19 protein-coding genes and 1 tRNA gene are annotated in these 25,631 nt (G+C 62.3%); 10 read left to right on the forward strand and 10 right to left on the reverse strand.

All coding sequences use genetic code 11. The annotated features are described in order from the left end of the window. Positions 1–33: 33 nt before the first annotated feature. Positions 34–1,329 (forward strand): spinster family MFS transporter, encoded by a 1,296-nt coding sequence (locus UP09_RS32680; protein WP_044542415.1) that lies wholly within the window; start codon positions 34–36, stop codon positions 1,327–1,329. Positions 1,330–1,334: 5 nt separating this feature from the next. On the opposite strand, the gene UP09_RS32685 is transcribed toward UP09_RS32680, so the two are convergent. Further along, complete coding sequence (locus tag UP09_RS32685) at positions 1,335–2,243, reverse strand: alpha/beta fold hydrolase (RefSeq protein ID WP_082070404.1); 909 nt, start codon at positions 2,241–2,243, stop codon at positions 1,335–1,337. 120 nt (positions 2,244–2,363) lie between these two features. Then, on the reverse strand, positions 2,364–3,377 hold the full coding sequence (locus UP09_RS32690) for a TRAP transporter substrate-binding protein (protein WP_044542416.1): 1,014 nt from the start codon (positions 3,375–3,377) through the stop codon (positions 2,364–2,366). Positions 3,378–3,579: 202 nt separating this feature from the next. Here UP09_RS32690 and UP09_RS32695 point away from each other — a divergent pair, with 202 nt between their 5' ends. The 6 genes from UP09_RS32695 to UP09_RS32720 all read left to right on the forward strand — a co-directional run bounded on the left by UP09_RS32695 (position 3,580) and on the right by UP09_RS32720 (position 7,896). Further along, positions 3,580–3,783: a hypothetical protein gene (locus tag UP09_RS32695; protein ID WP_044542417.1), complete on the forward strand. Its 204-nt coding sequence runs from the start codon at positions 3,580–3,582 to the stop codon at positions 3,781–3,783. 351 nt (positions 3,784–4,134) lie between these two features. Beyond that, positions 4,135–5,124 (forward strand): UbiA family prenyltransferase, encoded by a 990-nt coding sequence (locus UP09_RS32700; RefSeq protein ID WP_044542418.1) that lies wholly within the window; start codon positions 4,135–4,137, stop codon positions 5,122–5,124. Between the two features lie 2 nt (positions 5,125–5,126). After that, complete coding sequence (locus UP09_RS32705; RefSeq protein WP_044542419.1) at positions 5,127–6,752, forward strand: hypothetical protein; 1,626 nt, start codon at positions 5,127–5,129, stop codon at positions 6,750–6,752. Beyond that, positions 6,745–7,383, forward strand: coding sequence for a haloacid dehalogenase-like hydrolase (locus UP09_RS32710; RefSeq protein ID WP_156164889.1), 639 nt, complete (start codon positions 6,745–6,747; stop codon positions 7,381–7,383). The genes UP09_RS32705 and UP09_RS32710 overlap by 8 nt, the downstream gene beginning before the upstream one ends. Before the next feature lie 106 nt (positions 7,384–7,489). Beyond that, entirely contained in the window at positions 7,490–7,690 is a 201-nt protein-coding gene (locus tag UP09_RS32715) for a hypothetical protein (protein ID WP_044542420.1), read from the forward strand. Between the two features lie 38 nt (positions 7,691–7,728). Next, a complete protein-coding gene (locus UP09_RS32720; RefSeq protein WP_245302309.1) occupies positions 7,729–7,896 on the forward strand; it encodes a hypothetical protein in 168 nt (55 codons plus the stop codon). Positions 7,897–8,020: 124 nt separating this feature from the next. On the opposite strand, the gene UP09_RS37240 is transcribed toward UP09_RS32720, so the two are convergent. Next, positions 8,021–8,836, reverse strand: coding sequence for a PAN domain-containing protein (locus UP09_RS37240; protein WP_082070370.1), 816 nt, complete (start codon positions 8,834–8,836; stop codon positions 8,021–8,023). A 1,514-nt stretch (positions 8,837–10,350) separates the two neighbouring features. Then, the gene (locus tag UP09_RS38780; protein WP_044542423.1) at positions 10,351–10,623 is read right to left on the reverse strand and encodes a hypothetical protein; all 273 of its coding nucleotides are present in this window, start codon (positions 10,621–10,623) and stop codon (positions 10,351–10,353) included. Positions 10,624–11,227: 604 nt separating this feature from the next. Between UP09_RS38780 and UP09_RS32735 the strand changes: the two genes are divergently transcribed. After that, positions 11,228–11,395 (forward strand): hypothetical protein, encoded by a 168-nt coding sequence (locus tag UP09_RS32735; RefSeq protein WP_245302311.1) that lies wholly within the window; start codon positions 11,228–11,230, stop codon positions 11,393–11,395. Positions 11,396–11,454: 59 nt separating this feature from the next. Here UP09_RS32735 and UP09_RS32740 read toward each other — a convergent pair. Next, positions 11,455–11,531 (reverse strand) — tRNA-Asp (locus UP09_RS32740). A gap of 325 nt (positions 11,532–11,856) precedes the next feature. Here UP09_RS32740 and UP09_RS32745 point away from each other — a divergent pair. Next, positions 11,857–12,156: an HU family DNA-binding protein gene (locus tag UP09_RS32745; protein ID WP_044542425.1), complete on the forward strand. Its 300-nt coding sequence runs from the start codon at positions 11,857–11,859 to the stop codon at positions 12,154–12,156. 110 nt (positions 12,157–12,266) lie between these two features. Continuing rightward, a complete protein-coding gene (pepT, locus tag UP09_RS32750) occupies positions 12,267–13,523 on the forward strand; it encodes a peptidase T (RefSeq protein ID WP_044542426.1) in 1,257 nt (418 codons plus the stop codon). Positions 13,524–13,527: 4 nt separating this feature from the next. Here pepT and UP09_RS32755 read toward each other — a convergent pair whose 3' ends face one another. The 5 genes from UP09_RS32755 to UP09_RS32775 form a co-directional block, all read right to left on the reverse strand. Next, positions 13,528–14,385 (reverse strand): class I SAM-dependent methyltransferase, encoded by an 858-nt coding sequence (locus tag UP09_RS32755; RefSeq protein ID WP_044542427.1) that lies wholly within the window; start codon positions 14,383–14,385, stop codon positions 13,528–13,530. A gap of 13 nt (positions 14,386–14,398) precedes the next feature. Then, positions 14,399–14,710, reverse strand: a complete 312-nt coding sequence (locus UP09_RS32760) for a hypothetical protein (RefSeq protein ID WP_044542428.1) — start codon at positions 14,708–14,710, stop codon at positions 14,399–14,401. 179 nt (positions 14,711–14,889) lie between these two features. After that, on the reverse strand, positions 14,890–16,542 hold the full coding sequence (locus UP09_RS32765; RefSeq protein WP_044542429.1) for an AMMECR1 domain-containing protein: 1,653 nt from the start codon (positions 16,540–16,542) through the stop codon (positions 14,890–14,892). A gap of 55 nt (positions 16,543–16,597) precedes the next feature. Next, on the reverse strand, positions 16,598–18,349 hold the full coding sequence (locus UP09_RS32770) for an outer membrane protein assembly factor BamB family protein (RefSeq protein WP_044542430.1): 1,752 nt from the start codon (positions 18,347–18,349) through the stop codon (positions 16,598–16,600). Positions 18,350–18,462: 113 nt separating this feature from the next. Next, positions 18,463–25,602, reverse strand: a complete 7,140-nt coding sequence (locus UP09_RS32775; RefSeq protein ID WP_044542431.1) for a beta strand repeat-containing protein — start codon at positions 25,600–25,602, stop codon at positions 18,463–18,465. Between the last annotated feature and the right edge of the window lie 29 nt (positions 25,603–25,631).

Consider the following 25,631-nt stretch of genomic DNA (forward strand, 5'->3'; position numbering starts at 1 on the left):
CGATCAAAGAAAAGAAAACGTCGGGGGAAAACCATGGTCGATCTCGCGCCACAAGCAACCGTGCCAGCGCAGGCCGCCGCAAGGCCTTCGACCCGGCGCTATTACGTGCTGGCCCTGCTCACGATCATCTATGCCTTCAACTTCCTCGACCGCACCATCTTCAACGTCCTGATCGAGCCGATCAAAAAGGAATTCACGCTCAGCGACACCACGATGGGCCTGCTCGCGGGCTTCGGCTTCGTGCTGTTCTATTCGCTGCTCGGCATTCCCATCGCGCGAATGGCCGACCGCCTCAACCGCCGCAACATCGTCGCCTGCGCTTTCGCGTTCTGGAGCGCGATGACATATTTTTGCGGCATGGCTTCCAGCGTCTCCACGTTGGCGCTGGCGCGGATCGGCGTCGGCATCGGTGAATCAGCGGGAACGCCGGCGTCGCAATCGATCATCGCCGATCTCTTCGACAAGAACGAACGTCCGCGCGCACTCGGCGTCTACGCGATCGGCACCTATCTCGGCGTCTTCCTCGGCTATTTCATCGGCGGATATGTCAACCAGCACTATGGCTGGCGCACAGCGTTCTTCGCCGCGGGCCTCCCCGGCCTCGCGCTCGCCGCGGTGCTGTGGCTGACGATCTCCGAGCCGAAGCGCGGCGCGATGGCCGAGACCTTCAAGCCCGAGCCGATCGGGCCGACGCTCCGCTTCCTTAGCCTCCAGCCGAGCTTCGTCATCGTGCTGATCGGATTCTGCCTGACGACCTATACGAACTACGCGACAGCAGTCTGGATCCCACCGTTCCTGGCGCGCATCCATCATCTCTCCAGCGCCGAGATCGGCAGCTATGCCGGCACCTTCAAGGGCCTCGCGGGCATGGCGGGCACGCTGGTCGGCGGTCTCGTGGTGGCGCAGATCAGCCGCCACGACGACCGCTGGAAATTATGGGCGCCCGCGATCATGTCCGGCCTCGCCGGTCCCGTGTTTGCGCTGTGCATGCTGACGCAGAGCTTCACGCTGATGGTCGCGATGCTGGCGCTGACCTCGTTCCTGGTCGGCTTCCATCTCGGCCCGATCTTCGCGATCGCCCAGACGGTGGCAAAACCCAGCATGCGCGCGCTGGCCTCGGCGATCGTGCTGCTGACGGCGACCTGCTTCGGCCAGGGTGTCGGCCCGCTCGCCGTCGGCATGATCAACGACGCCCTCAAGGGCGCCTATGGCGCCGATGCGGTGCGCTACTCGTTGCTGTCAGCCGCGGTGACGACCACGCTCGGCGCGCTGCTGTTCGTCTGGGCGGCGCGCTCGATCCGATCGGATATCAAGCGCGCGAGCCAGTAGCGGCCTTAACTCGTCATGAAGGCCAGAATATCGGACACAAGGCGCTCGCTGTGCGTCAGCGGGAGCGCGTGCGGCGCGCCTTCGTAGACGGTGAGCTTGCTGCCCTTGATCAGCTTGGCCGTCTTGGCTCCCGTGAGCGGCAGCGGCGCGCTGGCATCCTTGTCGCCGTGCAGGATCAATGTCGGACGATCGATCGCGGCGGCGGCTGCGCGTAGATCGGCAAAGGAGATCGTCTTGCGGCAGGCCAGCGCCACCGGCAGCGGCACGCTCAGCATCATCTCCCTGATCCAGGACCGCGTGATGTCAGGCGTGTCAGGCATGAAGAACGGCGCTTCATTCGCGGCCATCCATTTTGGAAAGTCCTGCGCGATGGCTTCGTTCTGCGCGTCGATCATCGGCTTCGGAACCGCGTCGGGATTGTGCTCGGTCTGGACCAGGAACGGTGTCGTCGGTGCCACCAGAACCAACCGCGCGATGCGGTCCGATCCGTGACACGCGAGATAGTTCACCGCTTCGATCGAGCCCATCGAGTGCGCCACCAGCGTGACGTCGCGCAAATCGCGCTGTTCGATCACGGCGGCGACGTCCGCGGTCAGCGTTTCGAGGTCGTATCCCGTCATTGGCATGTCGGAGCGGCCGTGCCCGCGCCGGTCGGGCGCGACGCAGCGATATCCCTTGGCGTTGAGCGCGACGATATGGCTGCCCCAGGCGCTGGAATTGAAGGTCCAGGCGGCGAGAAACAGCACTGGCCGGCCCGCGCCCCAATCCTGCACGAACAGCGAGGTGCCGTCTTTCGCCGTCACGCACGGCGAGCGAACGGCCGCCGGCGCCGCGGAGGTTTGTGCAGCAACCGGCGTCGCCGCTGCCAAAGCGGTGCCAAGCAATGTTGCTTCGAGAACAGTTCGACGATTCATCCCGGATCTCCCTTGCGGATCGATCGGCAACATCGTCGCTGCCGACAATTCGATCATCGCAAAGGGAGATCGTGCGCGCGATTACGCGTCAGGTAATCACGCGTACGATGACTGACGCCCTCACGTCAGCTTCCCCGTATATTTCTCCAGCGTCGCCCACGCATCCGCGCCATAGGTCTTTTGCCATTGCGTGTAGAAGCCGGCCCTCACCAGCGCGGCGCGAAACTGCACCGGATCCGGCGTGTTGAAGGTCATGCCCTTCGCCGTCAATTCGGCCTGCAATGAGCGATCCATCACGACGAGATCGGCCCGCTCCTTCAGCGCCGCGGCATCAAAGCTTGCATTGACGATCTCGAGCAGATCGGGCGGCAGGCTCGCCATCGCGCGGCGGTTGCCGAGGATCCAGTAGCCGCTCCAGCAATGGTTCGACAGCGCGCAGTACTTCTGCACCTCATAGAGCTTGCCGGTCGAGACTTGCGCGAGCGGATTCTCCTGCCCTTCCACAATATGGGTCTGCAGCGCCGAATAGAGCTCGTTGTAGCTGATGCTCGACGGCAACGCGCCAAGGCCGGAGAACAGCGAGGTTAGCAACGCCGTTACCGGCACGCGAATTTTAAAACCCTTGAAATCGTCGACGCTGTTGAGCTGCCGGTTTGACGACGAGGTGATCTGGCGAAAGCCGTTGTCCCAAACCTTCTTCAGCGGCACCACGCCGGTCTTGCCAATCGCCTCGCGCACGAATTCGCCGACGCCGCCATCCATCGCGGCCCAGACCTGGTCGTAGGACTGGAAGGCAAAGCCGATGCTCGGCAGGCCCGAGAGCGGCACCAGGATCGACAGCGTCAGGCTCGGCGCAGCCATGAGTTCGATACCGCCGGCCCGGACCTGCGACAGCATTTCGGGATCGCCGCCGAGCTGGCTGTTGGGAAACACCGTGATGTTGACCCGGCCGGACGACTGCTCGGCCACCGCCTTGGCCGCCTCTGTTAGCCGGATCGTCAGCGGGTGGGTTTCCGGAGTGTCAACGCCGAGCTTGAAATCGAACTCGGCGGCGGCAAGGGCTTGTTTGCCAAACATCGTGGCCGCGACCGCGCCGGAACCCGCGCCGAGCAGCGTCCTGCGGGTCATCTTCATTGTTTTCATTATTGTTTTTCTCCCGGGCGCCGTCCCGCGCTTGGGCGCCAGTTTCGGTCCCGCCGCGGTACCGCGCAAGACGCGGCGAAACCGATCCACCGGTGGGATGAAACCATTTTGGGGAACCCGCGAAACGATCCGGAAACAGATCGGGCTTACGACTGTCGTTAACAGGACGGCGCATAGACGCCCGGAGGCGACCATGAACCACTCGATCCACTCAGCGGACCGTTCGACCCATCTCAAGATCGTGGTTGTCGCCCTCGTGGCCGGCATCGCGGTTGCGGCTTTCGGCTTCTCGGCCCGGACCAACACGGAATTCACCGAGACCGCCCAGAACACCCACATCATCAAGGCCGGCAAGCCGATCGCGATAACGTCGTCGGAGACCTCGACCGTCCGCTAGGACTTTCCAGCTTCTGCAGACAAAATGGCCGCCTTCTGGCGGCTTTTTTGTTGCCTGGAGCCCTGCTCTCGGCCGTCAGCCGAAATGAAACATCTGTCCCATTCCGGCGCATCCCGCGGGAGGCCATCCGCCGGAACGCCAGGGCGCGCGCAGGCCGATGACGCGGATCGCGCGCTAGGCGAGATCGGCAACCGCACCCAATCCACGCCTCCGCTACCGGCATTAACTGCGTTGCATGCCTTCCGCCCCGACCGACGGCCAACGCCCTGCCGCGGCACGATCGCTGCCCTTCCAAAGCATCTTTCGCCGCACGCGCCCCGATGCGGCACAGGTGGAATTTGGAGCATCGCAATGTCGATCACCAATCACGCGCAGCCGAACGCCGGTATCGCCGACTACGTCGCGATCGCCAGGCCCGACCACTGGATCAAGCACGTTCTGATCATCCCCGGCATCGCCTTTGCGATGATCATGTCGCAGACCGGGCCGATCGATGTCGCGACACTCGCCGAACGGCTGGTCACCTGCCTGTTCGTGGCGATGGCGCTGTCGTCGGCCAACTACACCATCAACGAATGGCTCGACGCCCCCTTCGACGCCATGCATCCGACCAAGCGGTCGCGGCCGGCGGTGCAGACCGCGATGTCGCCGACCATCGTGTTTGCCCAATATATCCTGCTGACCACGCTCGGCATCCTGGCGGCCAACCGGCTCGGCTACGCCTTCGCCATCACCGCGACCGTGTTCGCGGTGTTCGGCGTGATCTACAATGTGCGCCCGATCCGCGCTAAGGACCGCGCCTTCATCGACGTCATCGTCGAGTCCCTCAACAATCCCTTGCGCTTCCTGTTCGGCTGGTTCGCCGTGGTGCCGAGCATCGCGCCGCCGATCTCGATCCTGCTCGCCTACTGGTTCGGCGGCGCCTTCCTGATGGCCGCCAAGCGGGTCTCCGAGCATCGCGCGATCGTCGAGGCCGGCGGCACCGCCAACCTCGCGGCGTACCGCCCCTCCTTTGCGGTCTACACCCATTCGAGCCTGGTCACGAGTTGCCTCGTCTACGCCCAGGGCTTCGCCTTCATGATGGCGATCTTCCTGTTGAAGTACCGCATCGAATATCTCGTCGTCATTCCGCTCCTGATCGTGCTGTTCGCCTCCTATATGCGGCTCGCGCTGACGCCCGACTCCGCCGCGGCACGGCCGGAGGAACTGATGCGGCAGCCAGGGATGCTGATCGCCGCCGCCGTGACCATGGCGCTGTTCGGCGTGCTGACCTTCGTCGATCTGCCCTCACTGAATAGCCTGACCAGCTCGGACCTGATCCGTCTCGGCGGGATCCATTAGGGATGTCGATCGCCGCGCCCTTCGAGACCCCGAAAGCCAATCTCGGCGTGCTCGCCGCAGTTTTGCTGTTCGCAGGGCTCCTCGTACTGCTGGATGGCCCGATCTGGCTGGTGAAGCTGGTGCCGACCCAGGACGGGCCGGTGCATCTGGCGCAGGCCGATTTGATCGCCCGCTTCGGTTGGGGCGGTGCGTTGCAGGAGCCGGCGGCGTCGTTCTACCAGTGGAATCCGCGGATCGAACCGAACTCGGCGATCTATCTGCTGCTCGCCGGGCTGATCCGGCTCACCGGCGACGCGCTGGTCGCCAACAGCCTGTTCCTCAGCCTCTACGGCCTGCTCTGGATCGCGGCTGCCTTCACCGCCAGCCGCGCCGAGACTGACCGGCCGCTGCTGCCGATGCTGCTGTTGCTGCCGATCGCGTTCGGCGTCTTCATCCATTGGGGCTTCTACAATTTCGCGCTCGGCGTGCCGCTGTTCCTGCTGTTCGCCAGCTTCTGGCGCAGCCTGAGCGGACGCCGCGATGCGCTGGCCTTCATCGCGACCGCGCTGTTCCTGGCCGCGCTCTATCTCACCCACATCACCGCGGTGGTCGCGGCGTGCCTGCTGCTCGCCGCCGAAGGCATCGCGCGCACCCTCGATACGTTCGAGCGGGCCGGCGCAAAGGCCGCGACACGGCGGCTGCTGATCGACGGCGCCTGGGCCGCGGCAGCAGCGCTGCCGGTCCTGGTTCTGATCGCAAGTTTCCTGCTCGCCTATCAGAACATTCCCGGCGAGACCGCCAGCGCGGAAGGCGGCGTCACCCAGATCATCCGCCGCATCGTGGCTGCGACCTATCTTTTCACCTTCAGCTGGTGGGAGGTGGTGGCACTCGTGCCGGTGTTCGGCGCGCTCGCGGTCGCGGGCTTTGCCGCGCTGCGACGCTTCCGTTCGGGCGATTTGCTGTGGCCTGCCTTCTTCGTCCTCGTGGCCGGACTCTCACTGCTCAATCTCAAGCTCGGAGCAGCCCTGCTCTCGGAACGGCTTGCACCCTTTAGTGGACTCGCAATCGTGCTGACGATCGCAAGCCGGCAGCCGGCCCAGGCGCTGGTGCGCACGCTCTGCCTGGCGGCGCTGTCCGGCCTGGTCGGACAAACGGCAGTGCGCGCCATCGCCTACAAGAGCTGGGCACCGGTGCTGGAGAGCGAACTCGCCGCCGGCCGCGACAACCCCGGCCAGACCTTTGCCAATGCCGATTTAATCGCGCAGCGCGACAGCCATTTGTTCGCCTGGCGGATCCGGCCGACCCTGCATGCCGCGCAAACTGCAGCGCTCGCAAGCCACGGCGTCGGCCTGTCGTCACCGCTGCCGTCGACGCGCTACTTCGGCTATTTCCCGCTGCAATATGTCGAGGCGCGCGATTTCATGCGCGCCACGCCGGACTGGCAGGACGCGCCCGACACCGCCTCGGTCGCGAAATTTCGTGCCGCCAATCGCGGCGCCCCGCAGGTGCTGATCGTGTCGGCGTCCGATGAGGATGGCACGGCATTCGCGAGCCGGTTCGGCTATGGCGATTGCAGGACCACCGACACCGGAGCCCGCGAGATCAACGTCTGCAAGGTCTCCACCCAACTGAGCGCCGCGCATGACTGAGCTCTTCCTTGAACCCGCGCCTACCGACAAGCATCTGCAGCGCCGGCCGGACGCCGGCAAACCGGACGTCGTGTTCAGCCTGCCGCTATCAATGCCGCTGGTGCTCGACCTCGACGGCACGCTGATCAAGGGCGACCTGCTCTACAAAAGCTTCTTCTCGATCCTGCCGGTCCATCCGCTGATCGCGTTCTCCTGCGCCGGATGGCTGTTGCGCGGCCGTGCCGCGCTGAAGCGCCAGCTCGCGCTTCGCCACCGGATCGACTGGGACCGCATCGCATTCCACCACGACGTCGTGGCGCTGGCCCGGCGCGAGAACGCCGCCGGCCGCCGGGTCGTGCTGGCGACCGCGGCCGACGCCGTGCTGGCGGGTCAGCTCGCCGCGCTGTTGCCCTTTATCGACCAGGTGTTCGCCTCTGACGGCGAGCACAATCTCAAGGGTTCGAACAAGGCCAACCTGTTGCGGCGGAGTTTTCCGGGCGGCTTCATCTATGCTGGCGACAGCAAATCCGACCTCGCGGTCTGGGCGCACGCCGCCGGGATCGTGACCGTCAATGCGAGCGAAACTGTGCGTAACGCAGCGCAGGGCTTGCGAAAGCCGATGCTGCATCTGCCGGGCAGCCCCCGGATCTGATATCTTTAAGAATATCCTAAAGCGGCCGCTCGATTGCGATTCACTCCGCGGCTCCAGTTTTAAAAATTGTTCCCTAAGGTCGGCCTCAACAAAGGCGTAGGCCACAATGAATTTGCAGCAGCAAACCGTTTCGAGCGGCTTCAAGATCGTCTGCACCGATTGCGGCAGCCTGTCGATCAAGGCGACCGACCCGGTGCATGCCTCCGACGACACCATCATCGAATGCCGCCGATGCAGTGCGGCGCGCGGCACCGTGGCCGACCTGCATGTGCTGGCGCGGCGTGGCTGCGACCTCTACGAATTCTAGCCCCCATTCCGCCGATGCTGTCAGACCCGAAAGCCGCCATGCTCAGCGACATCCCGATGGATACGATCTGGTCGATCCTCGAGGCCGCCAATGAATTGGGGGACACCCCAACCGTCGACGCCTGCCGCCGCGTCATCGACGCCAATCTGCGCGGCGGAACTCCGGGCCAATCCGACCTCGACGCGGTCGCGGCATTTTTTGCGTGAGAGCGAGCGCCACTGACGAGGCGGCGCGATGTGGTGACACTATGCGGTCAGCGGACATCACCGTTTCCTCGACGATGTCGCTTTGAACTCGGAAATGGATGGTCCAAGCTGATCTGTTCAAGACCTAATTGGGAGACTGCCACTTATGTCCAGAGATCGAAACGGAGTCGAGATCCCAGCCATCGATCATTTTGAAAGACGTACAGCTGGAGCTTGCGCCAACTTTATTGAAGGTAAAACCAACACAGTGAAGATCAGTGCTACATTTGCTTTGGCATAGATCGCTCGTGGACGCGTCGATTTCTGAAAGGACAGTTCCGTGAAATCGCTTTCCGCGAACGGGCTGCATCTTTGCTTCGTTTTTAGAAACGGTTGGCAATTCTGCTGGCCTCTTAACGGCGATCATCGAACGCACGTCTAGCAACGAGCCGGTAATTTTGTCCTTCGGGAAACAACGGTTATTCCAGCGGTCAAAGCTAAAGGCAACACAAGACGGCAACCCGCCGCAAATCTTCGCACATCCTCCGAGATCAACTCCCGGCACCCCGAGCGAACCGCCCGAGAATTGAATATCGCTTCCTTCAATGTCTCGGTTGTCTCTCGTGGCGAATGTACTGCTTATAGGAAGGTCCTTTGGAGCGACAATCGGTGCGGTTGAGCTAGTCGGTGTGGCTCCGGGCCCTGCTGCCGAGCCTCCTGGTCCTCCAGAGCCCCCCAGGGGCGAAAGTATTACGACCGTTCCCCCATAGACATTGATGACTGCGTCGCCACCACGACCGCCATCTCCACCAATCACCGTGTCATTCACGGTGTGCAAGTCATCCCTATGAGGAAGGGGTAACGAAAGAAGTACGCCAGTAATCAACGCACGAACTAACACTTTCTCCTCCCCTAGATCCTGAAAGCAATAAGCTAAATGAACAAACACCAACTCGGCCATTTAGGGCCAGATTGATCTCATTCTTTAGTCGCTTGAACCTCCAGCTCCACCCGGGCCGCCGCGTCCTCCATCGATGCTAGCGCCACCAGCCCCTCCGGCCCCACCTCTGGGACCGCTGCCGCGCTTGCCGGCTGGGCCATCAGGCGAGGAGCCGTTTTCTGTTCGCACCTGGTCGCTTGGACGAACCGAGGCAGGCCCATCCTGAAAACAACCGGTGGCGACGCAGGCAAACATCATCATGAATATGATAGCGAATAGTCGGTTCACGACCTCACTCCAAAGCTCTTTGCACTAATCGCCCAGCGCGAAATTGTAGACCACTTCTCGATCTGACTGGCATATCAAACAACAGTTTGTGCACGATCGTTCTCCGTAACGACCTGCTCCCCAAGTCTGATCACTATTCCGATAGAATGCTCCAAAACAAATCCTCTCGCCGGGTTCGCAATCCAGTCGAAAGGGAGTGGGTGACCGAGTGTTCAGTACGTACGCCCTGTCATCTGACGGCCAAACGTGCGATGGCGAAAAGAACTTGAGATTTACTTGAAAGGACGCTCGATTGGTCAGTACGAAATTAATAACGCGCACCGATCGCGACGTCGGCGCCAACGTGCCTCCCCCGGACGAAGGCGCGCGGCCCTGAGATGAAGATGCGCTTCCGCCATCGCCTCCCCCGCCGCCATTGACAATTATCGTGCCGTAGTTGTCGCCATTGACATAGGCGCTACCTGCTCCTCCTGATCCTCCGGCACCGCCGCTTGTCGTTTGGGCGGCTGCAGGAAGCCAAGCAGTGCCAAGTTGTCCGATAATAATTGCTGCCGCAAACAATAAAACTTTTGCGAGCCAAAGCGTACCGCCTAGAGGCCACATCCTGTCGTTCCCTTGCTCTGGGATCACAGCGTCATTGATCTGCTCCTCCGGCCCCCCCGCTTCCACCTTTTCCTCCGGCGATGCCAGCTCCTCCCGATCCACCACGACCACCGCGTAAGCCCTTACCTCCCTTGCCGCCTTTTCCTCCCACACCGCCTAAGCTTGGCCCTTGATCGCCATCAGGCGCACGGTCAGATCGATTGTCCCTACGAAGCGCCAAGCGCTCGAGGTTGATAAAGTACTGCGCACAATCCAAAGGAGAAAATGTGTTGGCAGTCTTTTGGCCTGCTGTTTGCAGAACGTCGACGCAGTAAGTCACCAAGGCAGGATCAGCCGCCAGCACACTTCCGGGCGTTGGTGGGCTGCTGACGACCGTTCCCCGATCACCTGGCGTACCGGATTCGCCTCCGCGACCGCCCGGCACGCCTGGAATACCGCCTCCCTCGCCTCCACGGCCAGGTTGACCTGACTCGGCGGGTTGCGCTGCTTGAGCGACCCGAGATTTGACCTTCTCTGAAGTTGAATCGACGAGATCGGAGTCTCTCGGCTGCGGAGCCGAGAGACGAATGTTGTGATCTGCCAGCGCGGATTTAGCAACCGTCGCGATTGGTCCGGCGACCGTGAGCGCGACTACTAATGCAAGGCTATATTTCATGGGCAGTTCGAATTACCGCCAGAGCCGCCGGGTCCTCCAACTCCTCCGCCAACTCCACTACCGCCGCCGCCACCGCCGCCGCCGCGAGCGCCGTAGCAGCCAGCTCCGCCGCCTCCGCCAGATCCTCCAGTGCCTCCGAAGCTACCAGCACCGCCCCGTCCACCATAGCCGCCGGCTCCGCCAGCGTAACCGACGCCGCCGCCGCCGCCACCACCGCCCGCACCGCCAGTACGGCCGGCGCCTCCCGCGCCTCCGCCGCCACCTACGCCGCCAGCAACTCCCGCGCCGCCCCCACCACCTTGACCACCCTCACCGGTTCCAGGCCAGCAGTAGTATCCGTCCGGTCCCAGATAATAACCGGGAGGGCAATACTTCGCGGCAGATGCAGTTTGAATTCCGACAAAGATACAAACCGCTGTAGCGACTGAAAGGGAAAACGCTTTCATGTTAAGGTTTCCATCTATTTGATAATCAATCAAAGCATCACATCACACCTCTGCTACTTTGTCACGCTTTCTGGTAGAGTGTTCTGTCCCATGAAGCCTGCTGGCGATCCAACCTCAGATTGCCAGGTTATTTGATAAGTCTATTTTCCTAGAATTTTGGAGCGCGATACCAGTCGCGATAGGTTGGCCACCGTACGCTCTCAGCGGAAACAGCTGGCTTTGCTACAAGGCGCACCGAGTCGTTTCCCAACACGTCGCGGAAGCGCCTGCTATCAGCGTTTGGTTGCAAAGCCGTTTGAAGCTTGTCCAGGCGACATGGCGAACGGCAGCTGCGGCCTCATGACCGTGGCACGGCGCGGCTGCGATCTCTACGAATTCTAGCCCCCGGCCGAACCGATGCTGTCAGACCCGAAAGCCGCCATGCTCAGCGACATCCCGATGGACACGATCTGGTCGATCCTCGAGGCCGCCAATGAATTGGGTGATACCCCAACCGTCGACGCCTGCCGCCGCGTCATCGACGCCAATTTGCGCGGCGGAACTCCGGGCCAATCCGACCTCGACGCGATCGCGGCATTTTTTGCATAAGCGTTCGCGCGCCCCCCACCGAGGTGGCGCCATCAGGTCAGCTAAGTGCTTGAAAAGACTGGCGCGAGAGACGGGACTCGAACCCGCGGCCTCCGCCGTGACAGGGCGGCGCTCTAACCAACTGAGCTACTCCCGCGGATGCCGATCACGAGGTTGATCCGCGCAGAACCGAGGGCATAAAGGCCCGCATCCGGTTAGTCAAGGAGGTTGCAAATGTCCGCACAGGGCGGGCATTTCTGCGGTTGGGATACGAATCGTGCCCTGTTTTCAGGCCAAGCAGCGTAGTCAGCAAAGCCCCGAATCGAATAAGCCCTGATACGTCTAGGTTTCCTGACGCCGGACCGGCGCTGATCCTATAAAAACCGGTGGTTTCGGGACTTGTCCGGACCCATTTTTCCCGACGCGAACGCCTTGCCTTTCGCGCGAAAGCACCAATCCAGCCATTCAACGAGGAGGGCTACATGGCGAAGAAAGCAGCGACCCCGGCGACGATCACACTGAAGCACCTTGCGGCGGCCATTGCCGAGGAACAGGAGCTGTCCAAGAAGCAGGCCGAGGCGATCCTGACCGACATGGTCGGTCGGATCACCAAGCACCTGAAAAAGGGCGAGCGTATCAGGATCGTCGGCCTCGGCATCCTCCAGGTTCGCAAGCGCGCCGCCCGGATGGGCCGCAATCCCGCCACCGGTGAGCAGATTCACATCAAGGCGAGCAAGAAGGTCGCCTTCCGCGCCTCCAAGGAGCTCAAGGAAGCGATCTAACCACCCCTGTCCTCACTTGATGAAGCGCCATTCCGGCTCGCGGCGCGGCCCCGGAATGGCGCTTTTCTGTTATAGAACCTCAAGCTTCTCGTTTTGATTGCGCGGTCTTCATGCTGGCACCGGTTCTCGACTTCAAGCACACCGTCACCGAGCGCTTCCTGCGCTATGTCGTGATCGACACCCAGTCCGATCCGGAATCGCCGACCTGCCCCTCCACCGAAAAGCAGAAGAACCTCGGCCGCCTCTTGGTCGCCGAGTTGCAGGCGATGGGGGTCTCCGATGCCCATCTCGACGCGCACGGCTATGTCTACGCGACAATCCCGGCCAACACCGACAAGACCGTGCCGGTGATCTGCTTCTGCTCGCACATGGACACCTCGCCCGACTGCACCGGCAAGGACGTCAAGCCGCAGATCGTGACGAATTATCGCGGCGGCGATATCGTGCTGCCGGCCGATCCCTCGCAGGTGATCCGCGCCGCCGAGCATGAAGCGCTGGCCGACCAGATCGGCAACGACATCATCACATCGGACGGCACCACGCTGTTGGGCGCCGACAACAAGGCCGGCCTCGCCGAGATCATGGATGCCGCGCATTTCCTGATCAGCAACCCGCAGGTGAAGCACGGCACCATCAAGATCCTGTTCACGCCGGACGAGGAGATCGGCCGCGGCGTCGACAAGGTCGATATCAAAAAGCTTGGCGCCGATTTCGGTTACACCATGGACGGCGAGAGCGCCGGCCATATCGAGGACGAGACCTTCTCCGCCGACGGCGCCAGCATCGTCATCGCCGGTGTCGCCACCCATCCGGGCTTTGCCAAGGGCAAGATGGAGCACGCGATCAAGATCGCCGCTGCGATCGTCGACCACCTTCCGAAAGACAGCTGCTCGCCCGAGACCACCGACGGCCGGGACGGCTTTCTGCATCCGGTCGCAATCTCGGGCGCGCTGGAGACGGCGCGGATCGAGTTCATCGTGCGCGACTTCACCGAGGACGGGTTGAAGCAGAAGGAAGCCCTGCTCGAGGCCATCACGAAGGATGTCATGACCGCGTATCCGCGATCGAGCTACCGCATCGACGTCAAGCAGCAATACCGCAACATGAAGCAGGTGATCGACCGTCACCCCGAGATCGTCGCTTACGCGATCGAGGCCATCAAGCGCGCTGGGCTAACGCCGGTGACGGGCTCAATCCGCGGCGGCACCGACGGCTCGCGGCTGTCGTTCATGGGCCTGCCCTGCCCCAACATTTTTGCGGGCGAGCACGCCTTCCATTCGCGGCTCGAATGGGTCAGCCGGCAGGACATGGAAAAGGCGGTGCAGACCATCGTGCACCTCGCGATGATCTGGGAAGAGCGGGCGTAGGTCCTCAGGCCCGCGCCGTCACGATCCAGATCGCGGCCGGCAGCAGCACGGAATCGCCCTTCGCATACTGCGCCAATGTCTCGCGCATCGAGTTGACTGCGGCAGCGCGCACATCGGCCAGCTGGCCTTCCAGCGCGCGGCTGGCCGGGCCGATCTCGAGTGTGCCCTGGATCGCGGCGTCCATGCCGCGCCCGATCGCGACGTCGAGTTCGAGCCGGTGCGGCTCCATGGCAATCCCGGAGAACCCGGCCTCGCCCAAGATCCGCGTCACGCGCTCTTCGGACGCGAACGCAAACGGACCCGGATCCTCCGGTCCTTGCGGCGGCAGCTTCGGCACGTGCTTGTAGACCGCCTGCAGCGGCGCCATGAAGAAGGGATTTTCGCGCGGCTCCTTCCAGCAGGCGAAGGCGAGCCGTCCCGATGGCTTGAGCGCCTTGCGCAGATTGGCAAACGACACCGAGGGCTCGGCAAAGAACATCACGCCGAAGCGCGAGGCGAGCAGATCGAAGCTTGCCGGATCGAACGGATAGACCGTGGCATCCGCGAGCGCATAATCGACCGGCGCGCCCTTGGGCGTGCTCTGCCGGGCCCGCTCCAGCATCGGGCCGGACACATCGACGCCGAACACACGGCCTGATGACCCGACCCTGTTCGCGAATGCGATAGAGGACGCGCCGCTGCCGCAGCCGACATCGAGCACCCGTTCGCCGGCCGCGGGCCTCGCGCGATCCAGCAGGATATCGAGCACCGGCGCCAGCAGAATGTCCTGCACCGCCTGGCGGTCGGCCCAACGCTGGCCGCCGGGCCCGTTCCAATAGGCGACCTGGTCGGCGTTTCGCTCGTGGGCCTGGGAGGCGTCCATCGAAACTCTCCGGCTACTGGTTCGTGGTGCCGCCGGAGCTTGTGGTGCCGGTCTTGGCCTTGGATGATTTCATCGCAGGCTTGGCCGCTGCCGCAGGCTTCTTCGCCGCGTCATCGCCGCGGGCGATCCCCCACGGATCGGTCTGCTTCCGGTCCGGCACGGCGTTGAGCGAACGCTGGTAGGCGTTCGCGGCCTTCTTGTCGGCTTCCAGCTGGGCCGGCGTCTTCTCCGCGGGCTCTTCGCGATACTTCTGCATATGTTCTTCCTGCGCGAAGGCAGGCCCGGCAATCAGAGCGATGACGAGGGCGATTGCAAATTTGTGCATGGATCGAGTTCCCGGTTGTGCACCGAACATATCATCGCGCCAACCTCGGCGCCAATTGGCACTACGTCGCCCCCCGGCAATTCGTCAACCCCCTGGGGACCGGAACGGCGCGGCGCCACAGCAGGTCGGCGATGTGGACAACCGACCGAATAAAAATGCCCCTAATACCCTCTTGGGCCTTATCCCAGGAGTGTCGGGGGGCTGGGCAGCCCCAGCTCGACCGCCGCGGTCAAACACGTCAGGGCATGGGCGGCATAATCGCAACGCAGTTGAAACGAAGCCAGATCCCGGCGCAATCCGCCGACCGCGAGTTGGGGATCCACGAACATGAAATGTTGGTCTTCGGATATCTGCAGTCGAAACATGCAATCGATGCCCCGCCGCACGACCTGCATGTAAAACGCCGCTCTCGAATGATCGTTGGTCTCGACGGCGACGTGCCAGCCGAGAACGGCCGCTTCGGTAAACAGCGAGACCAGAAATGTCGGAGGCGTTATGCCGGTCGGGTCGGCACTGGCTCGATAGCCGCCGACAAAATCCGACGGACAATTCTCGCCGGGCTCCATCTGGAATGTGGCGAGCTGATCCAGCAGGCGAAATGCCAGATCGGCATATCGATCTATTTTCGTGCGCTGCCACATCTCGCACCAGGCCTTGCACTGCCAGGCCAGGAAGAAACGCGAAGCCTGCTCGATCGGACGGCTGGAATAGAAGCTGAACGCTCTTTCGAGCGCCGGCAGGATGTCCTCCAGCGGACGGCTGTTCTGCTTGAGTAACGCCAATATCGCCTGACCGGGCGCGAAGTCCTGCTGACCGGCTTGATCCGGATGCAGGATCTCGTTCGGAAACCATCCCTCGCCGCTTTGAGATTTCAACAGCACGTTGGTCAGCAAAGGCGTGATGTCGGATGTCGCCGCCGCATCCGGGAAATATGCAAACGCCAGCAGCGACAGCGCGCTGCTGCCAAGCAGTGCCTCACCCTGATCGTCACGGAAATAGGCGCCATCGGAATTCTTGGAAAGGCGGCTGCGGATAAATGACAGGCCACGCTCCGCTCCTTCGAGAAACGGAGCTGCATCGCAATCCGGATATGAGCTGCGCGCCAGCCACGCTCCAAACCTTGCAAGCGCATAGGTGGCCAGGATGACGCGAACGATGTTTATCTCGGATCCGACGGCCCTCCCCCGCAGCGGGTCGTATTGATAGGTATATGACCCGTCGAAGCGTTGAATGTTGAGGAGGTGTCGGCCGGCCTCGGTCGCCATTTGCACGAGGGACGGCCGCGGTTGTTGTTCGTCCGCTCGCAGCCTGAAGAACCGGCGCGCGGATTGCTTCCCCTCGACGAAGTGCGTCCACTCGGTTTCGAACAACTGCGATGATTCACGGGAGCCGGCCGACCATAGTCGTCCCTTTCCAAACAGGCGTTCCAGGAATTCATCGGGATCCCTGGATTCCTCTTCGACGCCGACATATGGCAAATAAAACGCCGATCGATCGTGGCCGCGGACCTCTAATCCGTGCGAGCCCCAGAGGTGTCGCGGCAGCACGCCCGTGATGGCGCGCCTGCTTTCCTGAATCCAGACTTCGACCAGCGCCTGTTCGAGTTCGACGCGGCTGATCCACTCGCATCTGGGATCACACAGCGTCAGGCGCACGGCCGATTCGATTGCGGCCTGCAATGAGTTTGCCGTGGCAGGCCAGCATCCGCGAACGGCGCCGCGGACCCTGATGGTCACGCAGACCGTAATCTTGCCCTGCGGCCCCGCCTCTTGTGTATCGACAATGGCAGCTGCATCGGTCGAAAACGCCCTCTGCAGGGTGGCCCGTGCCATCGCAATGATGTCTTGAGCGTCTCGCACTGTTTCGCAGATCCCCGATTGTGCCCCTTCAGTCCTCGACCACAAACTCGTCTACCCTGCGAAATGCATAGATCTTGCCGTCATAGGAGCGCGCATAAAATAATCCGGTCGTGGAGCTGTGGACGATGGGGTCTGTGATCCGCTCGGGAAGCTGGACCTCACCGGTGATGGCATTGATCCGTGGATTGAACTCGTAGACGAGACCGGACGTCGAGCCGAAATAGATCCGCCCGCCGATCAACCGCGGCGACGCGTAGTTCTTGCCTGACGTTGCCATCCTCAAGACGCCCCTGCCGCTGTTGGCGTCTATCGCGTAGACGTTCTTGTCCGCGCTGGCGACATAGACGCGATCGCCTGCGACCAGCGGCGTCGCATGGATGGCGTCGCTGGTCTGCACCCGCCAGCGCTCGCGGCCCGCGAGATCGATGCTGCGCATCGACCCGTCCATCGCGCCGACCACGATGGCGCGCCGGGCCGGATCGAACGCTGGAGCCGCCCTGACTTCGCCGCCGGTCGGGTGACGCCACAGCAATTCCCGAGTCACGGGCTCGAACAGCAGCAATTCGCGCTCGTTTGTCCCGCAAGCAACAAGGCACAGCTCCTTGCTGTAGGCCGGCGATCCCAGGACCGGCTTTTCGACGGCAAACTCCCAGACCTTCTCTCCGGTCTCGAGGTGCAGCGCCACGATGCTGCCGCCGCGCCCGGGGACCTCGTGCTGCAACCCGATGAACAGCATGTCGAGGTCGGGGGCCAGACAGGGCGAGGACTCGACCCGATCAGCTTCAACGAAACGCCAGCGTTCGCGTCCCGTCGCCGTATCGAGGCAATAGACATTGCCCTCGGAGCTGCCGAAAAAGACCCGGTCCTTGTGCACGGCCGGCGACGAACGAATTGCGTTGCGCGTCGCGCGCGCCAGCTCGAAGCTCCATACCTGAGCGCCCGTACGCTGATCGAGCGCAAAAAAGATTCCGCCGTCGTTGCCGAAGTAGAGCCGCTCGCGATCGAGCGCCGGCGTCGATCCCGGCAGCACGTCGAAGAAGTGCCCCCCGGAGGCCGAAAACTCCCAGGCGGCGGTAAACTCGGATTGCTTTACGGGAGCGCGTTCGTTTCCGAGGACAATACCGAATTGCGGGAGCGTATAGAGAAAATCAAATCGTACGTCGTTGCGTTCGACCCAGCGATCGCCGGCCGGGGTCTCGTAGTTGATGACGACGAAGAGATCGCGAATGCTCCGCCCGGCCTGCGCCAGTACCGCCCGAACCTTCTCGACCGTGCCGCCGCTGTTGAGCAGGTCGTCGACGACGACGATGGGATCGTCGGTGAGTTCGCCTTCGTAGGTCTTGTTGAGCCCGTAATGCTTGCGCTCCTTGCGCACCACAAATCCGTTGACGTGCAATCCACGCTTGAGGCCATGCAGCTGAATTGCCGAGGTCAGCGGTACCGAACCGACCTCCAGTCCTCCTACCTGAAAGGGATATTTATCGGCAAAGCGCTCCCAGAACAGCTCGGCGATCAGGTCAAGTCCGACCGGGTCGAGGAACGTCTTGCGCAGGTCGATCAGCCACTCCTGCGGAGTGCCTCGCGTCGAAAGGATTTTCTGCTGCGAATTCCGTACGATCGATTTTGCGCTGATGATGTCGAACAGCTTTCGCATCCTGCCGTCAGCGGCACCGTTCGCGCCGGACGCGCGTTCGATGATCTCGCGGCCCGAGGGGATGGTGGTTGCAGAAGGTGTCGGCACGTCCGGAACGTCCACGGCAGCTTTCACGTGTTCCGTCATCCGGTTTCCTTGTCAGGCGGCGCCAAAATATAAAGGGCGCGGCCGGATATCGACCGCCTGAGCCTAGCCGATATGGGCGGTCGTTTGAAGGATACGACCGCCCTCGACCCTCATCATTTATGCGATTGGGGAGCACCCGGCGGAGCGAACAGGTTGTCGCCACCGAGAGCAATCGGAGGATCCGAGCCGTGAATGCTCCCATGGCTGAAGCCCTCCTGCGGGAAGGCCGACACCATGTAGTTTTTGAACAGCGCCAGGTCGAACGCCGGGGGAACGCTGCCGACCGGCGGCCCCTGCCCACCTTGTCCGTCGGACGCCCACGGCGGATGGACGGTACCGGTCCCTCCAGCCGGGTCGGCCGAATAAGCCAGCGTGGTCGGGGTCTCGGATGCAAAGTCGGACTTGTGCAATACGCTCCATGCGGAGGACACCGCCTGATCGGACGTCCCGCCGGTATCGGCCGTATGCGCCACGCCGAACGTAACATCGTAGACCTGCTCGACTTCGCCGTCCGCGAAGGTGAGCGAGCCGATCGCAGTCACCTCGTTGCCGTTGATCGCCTGCGTTACCGGAGTCGATGCGAGGCTGATCGAGGTGATGCCGAGCGAGGCCAGCGAGACCAACTCACCCGAATCTTTGGGCCCGCTGGCGTTGCCATCGACCCACACGTCGATTTTCGAAAAGACAGGGTCGCTGGCATCGATGACGTCGCTGCCCTTCCGGGCCAGCGCCGCCAACTGGCCGAAATTCTCGATCTCCGAGACGGTGCTGCCGCTCTCGACGACCAGTATGCCCGTGTTTTGGCCGACCCAGCCGGTCGTCGTCTTGGTTCCCGCCTCCTGGGCTCCGAACAGCACGTTCGATTTGCCTGGCGCGACCAGAACGATGGGCCCGCCATTGGTGCTGATGACCAGGGGATCCACCCCGCCATCGCCACCGGCGGGAACGATCTGCCAAGCCGCGGCAGGAGGAATGACTGTGCCGGATGATCTTAGAAGGTGACCATGCGCGTCATAATTCGCAGCTCCCAAGACTACACGGGAAGGGGAGCCGCCATCGCCCCCGACGTTGCCGCCATCGCCACCGTCGCCACCGCCGCCATCCCCGCCACCGTCGCTGCCGCCATCGCCGCCGTCGCTGCCACCATCGCCACCGCCACCGCCATCGCCGCCGGACACCGTGGTCGAGGTTAAAATATTGTAGGAATATTCGGTCTCGCTGTAACCCGTCAGACTCCCCTGGCTGTCGTAATTGAAGCTGACCAGGATAGACCTGTCGTTAGTGTCGAGCACGATCGCTTGCGTCTCTTGGCCGGTGGCGTTGGCGCCGGCGAAATCTTCGACAATTTTGCTTATGCTGGACGTTGGATTGTAGATGGTTTCGGTCGAGCCCCCGGTGGAGAAATTATCGATCTCGCTCTTGAGTGTTCCAGATTCGTCGGCCCCAGAGTAGTGATCGACCACATTGCTGACGCCGGTCGGCAAATTGTAGAACCGCTCGGTCTCTGAATCGCCGGACGATAGATTGGAATCGATTGAGCTAAGGCCGCCGCTGGCGTTTGGGCCATTATAGAACAGCGTCTCGCTGGAAACGCCGCTGGGCAGGTTGGTGAGCAACTCTACGGTCGAGTAGCCGTAAATGTTGGTTAGAACTTCGGTCTCGGTGCCGGAAGCGTTGGTGCCGCTGAAATACTCGATTTCGCTGGTGACGCCGCTGGGCAGCCCGGTGAGCAAATACTCGATCGAGCCGCCTGTCGAAAGATCATAGATGGTCGCTATATTGTTCCCGCTGCCGTTCGAGCCGTCATAGACTTGGTATTCGTCGAGCGCGCCGCCCGGCAGGCCAGTGCTCGGCAGCGCAGCGAAGGTCTCGACCTCCGAGCCGCCGGAGGACAAATTGAAAACGTCCTGGGTGATGGTACCGGTGGCGTTCGCACCGGAGTAAGTCAGCGTCTCGCTGATAACGCCGCTGGGCAGGTTCGTCGACAGCGTTTCGGTCGATGTGCCGTCGCCGTTGCCGGTAATCGTGCCGCCTGACACCAGATCATAATTGGTCGCCGTATTGGTCCCGGTGCCATCAGGACCGCTATAATCCCGAACTTCGTCGAGAGCGCCGCTCGGCAGGTTAGCGAAGGTCTCCACCTTCGAACCGCCGGAGGATAGATTGAACACGATTTCGGTGACGGTGCCTGTTGCGCCGGAGCCGGAATAAGACAGCGTCTCGCTGACGATGCCATTGGGCAGGTTTACGAAAAGCCCTTCTGTCGAGGTGCCGTCGGTGTTGTTGGTGAGGGTTTCGGTTTCGGTTCCGGTGGCGTCGGTACCGCTGAAATACTCGGTTTCGCTGGTGGCGCCGCTGGGCAGCCCGGTGATCAGATTCTCGGCCGAGCCGCCGGACGCAAGATCGTAGATGGTTGCGGTATTGGTCCCGGTGCCATCAGCGCCGCTGTAGACCTGGTATTGATCGAGAGCGCCGCCTGGCACGCTCGGCACGCCGGTGAAGGTCTCGATCTGCGAGGTCCCATCGCTGAAGTCGATGACGTTCTGCGTATTGGTGCCGGTGGCGTCGGTGCGGCTGAAATACTCGGCTTCGCTCGTGGCGCCGCTGGGCAGCCCCGTGATCAAATACTCGACCGAGCCGCCGGACGACAGATCGTAGATGGTTGCGGTATTCGTCCCGGTGCCATCAACGCCGGTGTAGACTTGGTATTCGTCAATAGCGCCGCTTGGCGCGCCTGGGTCGATGGACGTCTGCAGAACCTCCGAACCGCCGGAGTAGAAATCGTAGGCGGTTTCGGAATTCGGGAGCTTCGTCTCACTGGCGACGCCGGCGGGAAGTGTAGTGCCGCCGACAACACCGACGGGAGTACCGACGAGGAACTTCTCCGTTTCGCTATCGGTGTAGACGATGTCGATTTCGATTTCGGTGCCGACGGCATCGGCGCCGGTGAAGTACACGGTTTCGCTCGCGACGCCGCTCGGCAGGTTGGTGAGTAATTCCTCCTCCGAGCCGCCCGTCGAGAGATCGTAGATGGTCGCTGTGTTCGTCCCGGTGCCGTCCAGGCCGCTGTAGACCTGGTATTGGTCGATAGCGCCACTTGGCCAGCCGGAGCCGGTGAGGGTCTCGACCTGCGAGCCGCCGGAGGACAGATCGTAGATGATCTGGGTGTTGGTGCCTGTTGCATCGGCGCCGGTGTACGACAGCGTCTCGCTGACGACGCCCCCGGGCAGGTTCGTAAACAGCTGTTCCGTCGAGCTGCCGTCGCCGTAGTCGGTCAGGATTTCGGTTTCGGTGCCTGTTGCGTCGGTGCCCGCGAAGTACGCGGTTTCGCTGGTGGCGCCGGTCGGCAGGTTGGTGAGCAAATCCTCCACCGAGCCGCCGGACGACAGATCGTAGATGGTCGCGGTGTTCGTCCCGCTGCCGTCCAGTCCGCTGTAAACCTGGTATTGGTCGATAGCGCCACTCGGCCAGCCGGAGCCGGTGAACGTCTCAACCTGCGAGCCGCCAGAGGACAGATCGGTGACGATTTCGGTGTTGGTGCCTGTTGCGTCGGCGCCGGTATATGACAGCGTCTCGCTGACGACCCCGCTGGGCAGGTTCGTAAACAGTTCTTCCGTCGAGCTGCCGTCGCCGTAGTCGGTCAGGATTTCGGTTTCGGTGCCTGTTGCGTCGGTGCCCGCGAAGTACGCGGTTTCGCTGGTGGCGCCGGTCGGCAGGTTGGTGAGCAAATCCTCCACCGAGCCGCCGGACGACAAATCGTAGATGGTCGCTGTGTTCGTCCCGCTTCCGTCCAGGCCGCTGTAAACCTGGTATTGGTCGGTAGCGCCACTCGGCCAGCCGGAGCCGGTGAACGTCTCAACCTGCGAGCCACCGGACGAAAAATCGGTGATGGTCTGGGTGTGGGTGCCTGTTGCATCGGCGCCGGTATACGACAGCGTCTCGCTGACGACCCCACTGGGCAGGTTCGTAAACAACTCGTTCGTCGAGCTGCCGTCGCTGTAGTCGGTCAGGATTTCGGTCTTGGTGCCCGTGGCGTTGGCGCCGGTGAAGTATTCAGTTTCGCTCGTGGCGCCGTTCGGCAGATTGGTGAGCAATTTCTCCACCGAGCCGCCGGCGGCGAGATTGGTGATCACGGAGGTTTCGGTTCCGGTACCGCCGGCTCCCGTGAAATTCTCGATCACCTCACTTGCGCCGCTCGGCAGGCCGGTGAACAACTGCACCTGGGACCCGCCGGCAGAGAGGTCGAAAACATTCTCCGTGTCCGTGCCAGTGGCGTTGGCGCCGGTGAAATGCTCGTACTCGTCGACATCGCCGCTCGGCAGGCCGGTGAACAACTCCTCCACCGAACCGCCGGCCATAAGATTGGTGATCACCGAGGTTTCGGTTCCGGTGCCGCCGGCTCCAGTGAAGTTCTCGATCACCCCGCTGGCGCCGCTCGGCAGGCCGGTGAACAACTGCACCTGGGACCCGCCGGCAGAGAGGTCGAAAATAATCTCCGTGTCCGTGCCGGTGGCGTTGGCGCCGGTGAAATGCTCGTACTCGTCCGTATCGCCGCTCGGCAGGCCGGTGAACAATTCCTCCACCGAGCCACCGACGGTGAGATTGGTGATCGCGGAGGTTTCGGTGCCGGTGGCGCCGGGGCCGGTGAAATTCTCGATCACCCCGCTGGCGCCGCTCGGCAGGCTCGTGAGCAACTGCACCTGCGAGCCGCCGGCCGAAAAGTCGAAAATATTCTCTGTGTTCGTGCCGGTGGCATTGGCGCCGGTGAACCGCTTGTACTCGTCAGTATCGCCGCTCGGCAGGCCGGTGAACAATTCCTCCACGGAGCCGCCGGCGGTGAGATTGGTGATCGCCGAGGTTTCAGTGCCGGTGGCGCCGGGGCCGGTGAAATTCTCGATCACCCCGCTGGCGCCGCTCGGCAGGCCGGTGAGCAACTGCACCTGGGACCCGCCGGCGGAGAGGTTGAAAATATTCTGAGTATTCGTGCCGGTGGCGTTGGCACCGGTGAAATACTCATACTCGGCGGTATCGCCGTTCGGCAGGCCGGTGAACAACTCCTCCACCGAACCGCCGGCCGTAAGATTGACGATCGCGGAGGTTTCGGTTCCGGTGCCCCCGGCTCCAGTGAAGTTCTCGATCACCCCGCTGGCGCCGCTCGGCAGGCCGGTGAGCAACTGCACCTCGGACCCGCCGGCAGAGAGGTTGAAAATATTCTCCGTGTCGGTGCCGGTGGCGTTGGCACCGGTGAAATGCTTGTACTCGGCGGTGTCGCCGCTCGGCAGGCCGGTGAACAATTCCTGCACCGAGCCGCCAGCGGTGAGATTGGTGATCACGGAGGTTTCGGCTCCGGTGCCGTCGGGGCCGGTGAAGGTCTCGATCACCCCGCTGGTACCGCTCGGCAGTCCGGTGAACAACTGCACCTGCGAGCCGCCGGAGGTAAAGTCGATGATATTCTCTGTCACTGCGCCGGTGGCGCTTGTGCCGGAAAAGTCGGAAATCTGTTCCGACACACCGCTCGGCAATCCCGTAAAGCTCTGGTACTGCGAGCCACCGGACTGGAAATCGATCAGCGTTGCTGTGTGCGTTCCCGTGGCGTTGGCCCCGGTAAAATATTCGATCTCCCTGGTCTCGCCGGTCGGCAGATTGGCAAGAAGCTGGTCTTGTGAACCACCGGTCTGCAAATCGAGAATGATTTCGGTGACAGTCCCGGTGCCGTTGGGGCCGCTGAAATCTTCAATCTCTTTGGCGTAGCCGCTCGGCAGGCCGGACAACATGGCCACCTGCGAGCCGCCGGACTGAGTGTTGGAAATGGTCTCGGTCAGGGTGCCGGTGGCATTGGTGCCACTGAAGTCTTCGATCTCCCCGGTTACGCCAACAGGCAATCCCGTGAAGATTTGATATTGCGAGCCGCCGGACTGGAAGTTGATCAGCGTTGCGGTGTGGGTTCCAGTGGCGTTGACCCCGGTAAAATATTCGATCTCCCTGGTCACACCGGTCGGCAGATTAGCGAGAATCTGAGCCTGTGAACCACCGCCCTGCGGATCAAGAATGATTTCGGTGATAGTGCCGGTGCCGTGGGGGCCGCTGAAGACTTCAAGCTCTGCGGTGTAGCCGCTCGGCAGGCCAGACAAGATGGCTACCTGCGAGCCGCCGGACTGAAGGTTGGAAATGGTCCCGGTCAGCGCGCCGGTGGCATTGGTGCCACTGAAATTTTCGATCTCCTCGGTTACGCCGACAGGCAATCCCGTGAAGATTTGATACTGCGAGCCGCCGGACTGGAAATCGATCAGCGTTGCGGTGTGGGTTCCTGTGAGGTTGGCTCCGGTAAAATATTCGATCTCCTCGGTGTCGCCGGTCGGCAGATAAGCAAGAAGATTGACCTGTGAACCACCGGTCTGCAGATTGAAAATGGCTTCGGTGACAGTGCCCGTCGCACTGGTGCCGCTGAAGTCTTCGATCTCCCCAGTTACGCCAACAGGCAATCCCGTGAAGATTTGATATTGCGAGCCGCCGGACTGGTAATCGATCAGCGTTGCGGTGTGGGTTCCCGTGGCGTCGGCCCCGGTAAAATACTCGATCTCCCTGGTCTCGCCTGCCGGCAGATTGGCAAGAAGCTGGGCCTGCGAACCACCGGCCTGCAAATCGAGAATGATTTCGGTGAGTGTCCCGGTGCCGTTGGGGCCGCTGAAATCTTCGATCTCTTTGGCGTAGCCGCTCGGCAGGCCCGACAAGATGACCACTTGCGAGCCGCCGGACTGAGTGTTGGAAATGGTCTCGGTCAGGGTGCCCGTCGCATTGACGCCACTGAAGTCTTCGATCTCCTCGGTTACGCCAGCAGGCAACCCCGTGAAGATTTGATACTGCGAGCCCCCGGACTGGAAATCGATCAGCGTTGCGGTGTGGGTTCCTGTAAGATTGGCCCCGGTAAAATATTGGATATCCTCGGTGTCGCCGGTCGGCAGATAAGCAAGAAGCTCGACGAATGAACCACCGGTCTGCAAATCAAGAATGATTTCGGTGAGAGTGCCGGCGCCGTTGGTGGCGCTGAAGTCTTCGGTCTCCTTGGCGACGCCGCTCGGCAGGCCCGAATATGTGACCACCTGCGAGGCGCCGGATTGATAGTCGATAACCGCCTCGGTCATGGTGCCGGTGGCATTGAGGCCCGTGAAATAGAAGTCCTCTTCGGCGATAGAGCTCGACGGGTTTAATACCTTCTGCTCCGAGCCGCCGGAGGGTAAATTAATAATCGTCATCCCGGTCGCCTTTTATCGTCGTCGATGGC

The organism is Bradyrhizobium sp. LTSP885, from assembly GCF_000938305.1.
GTDB lineage: Bacteria > Pseudomonadota > Alphaproteobacteria > Rhizobiales > Xanthobacteraceae > Bradyrhizobium.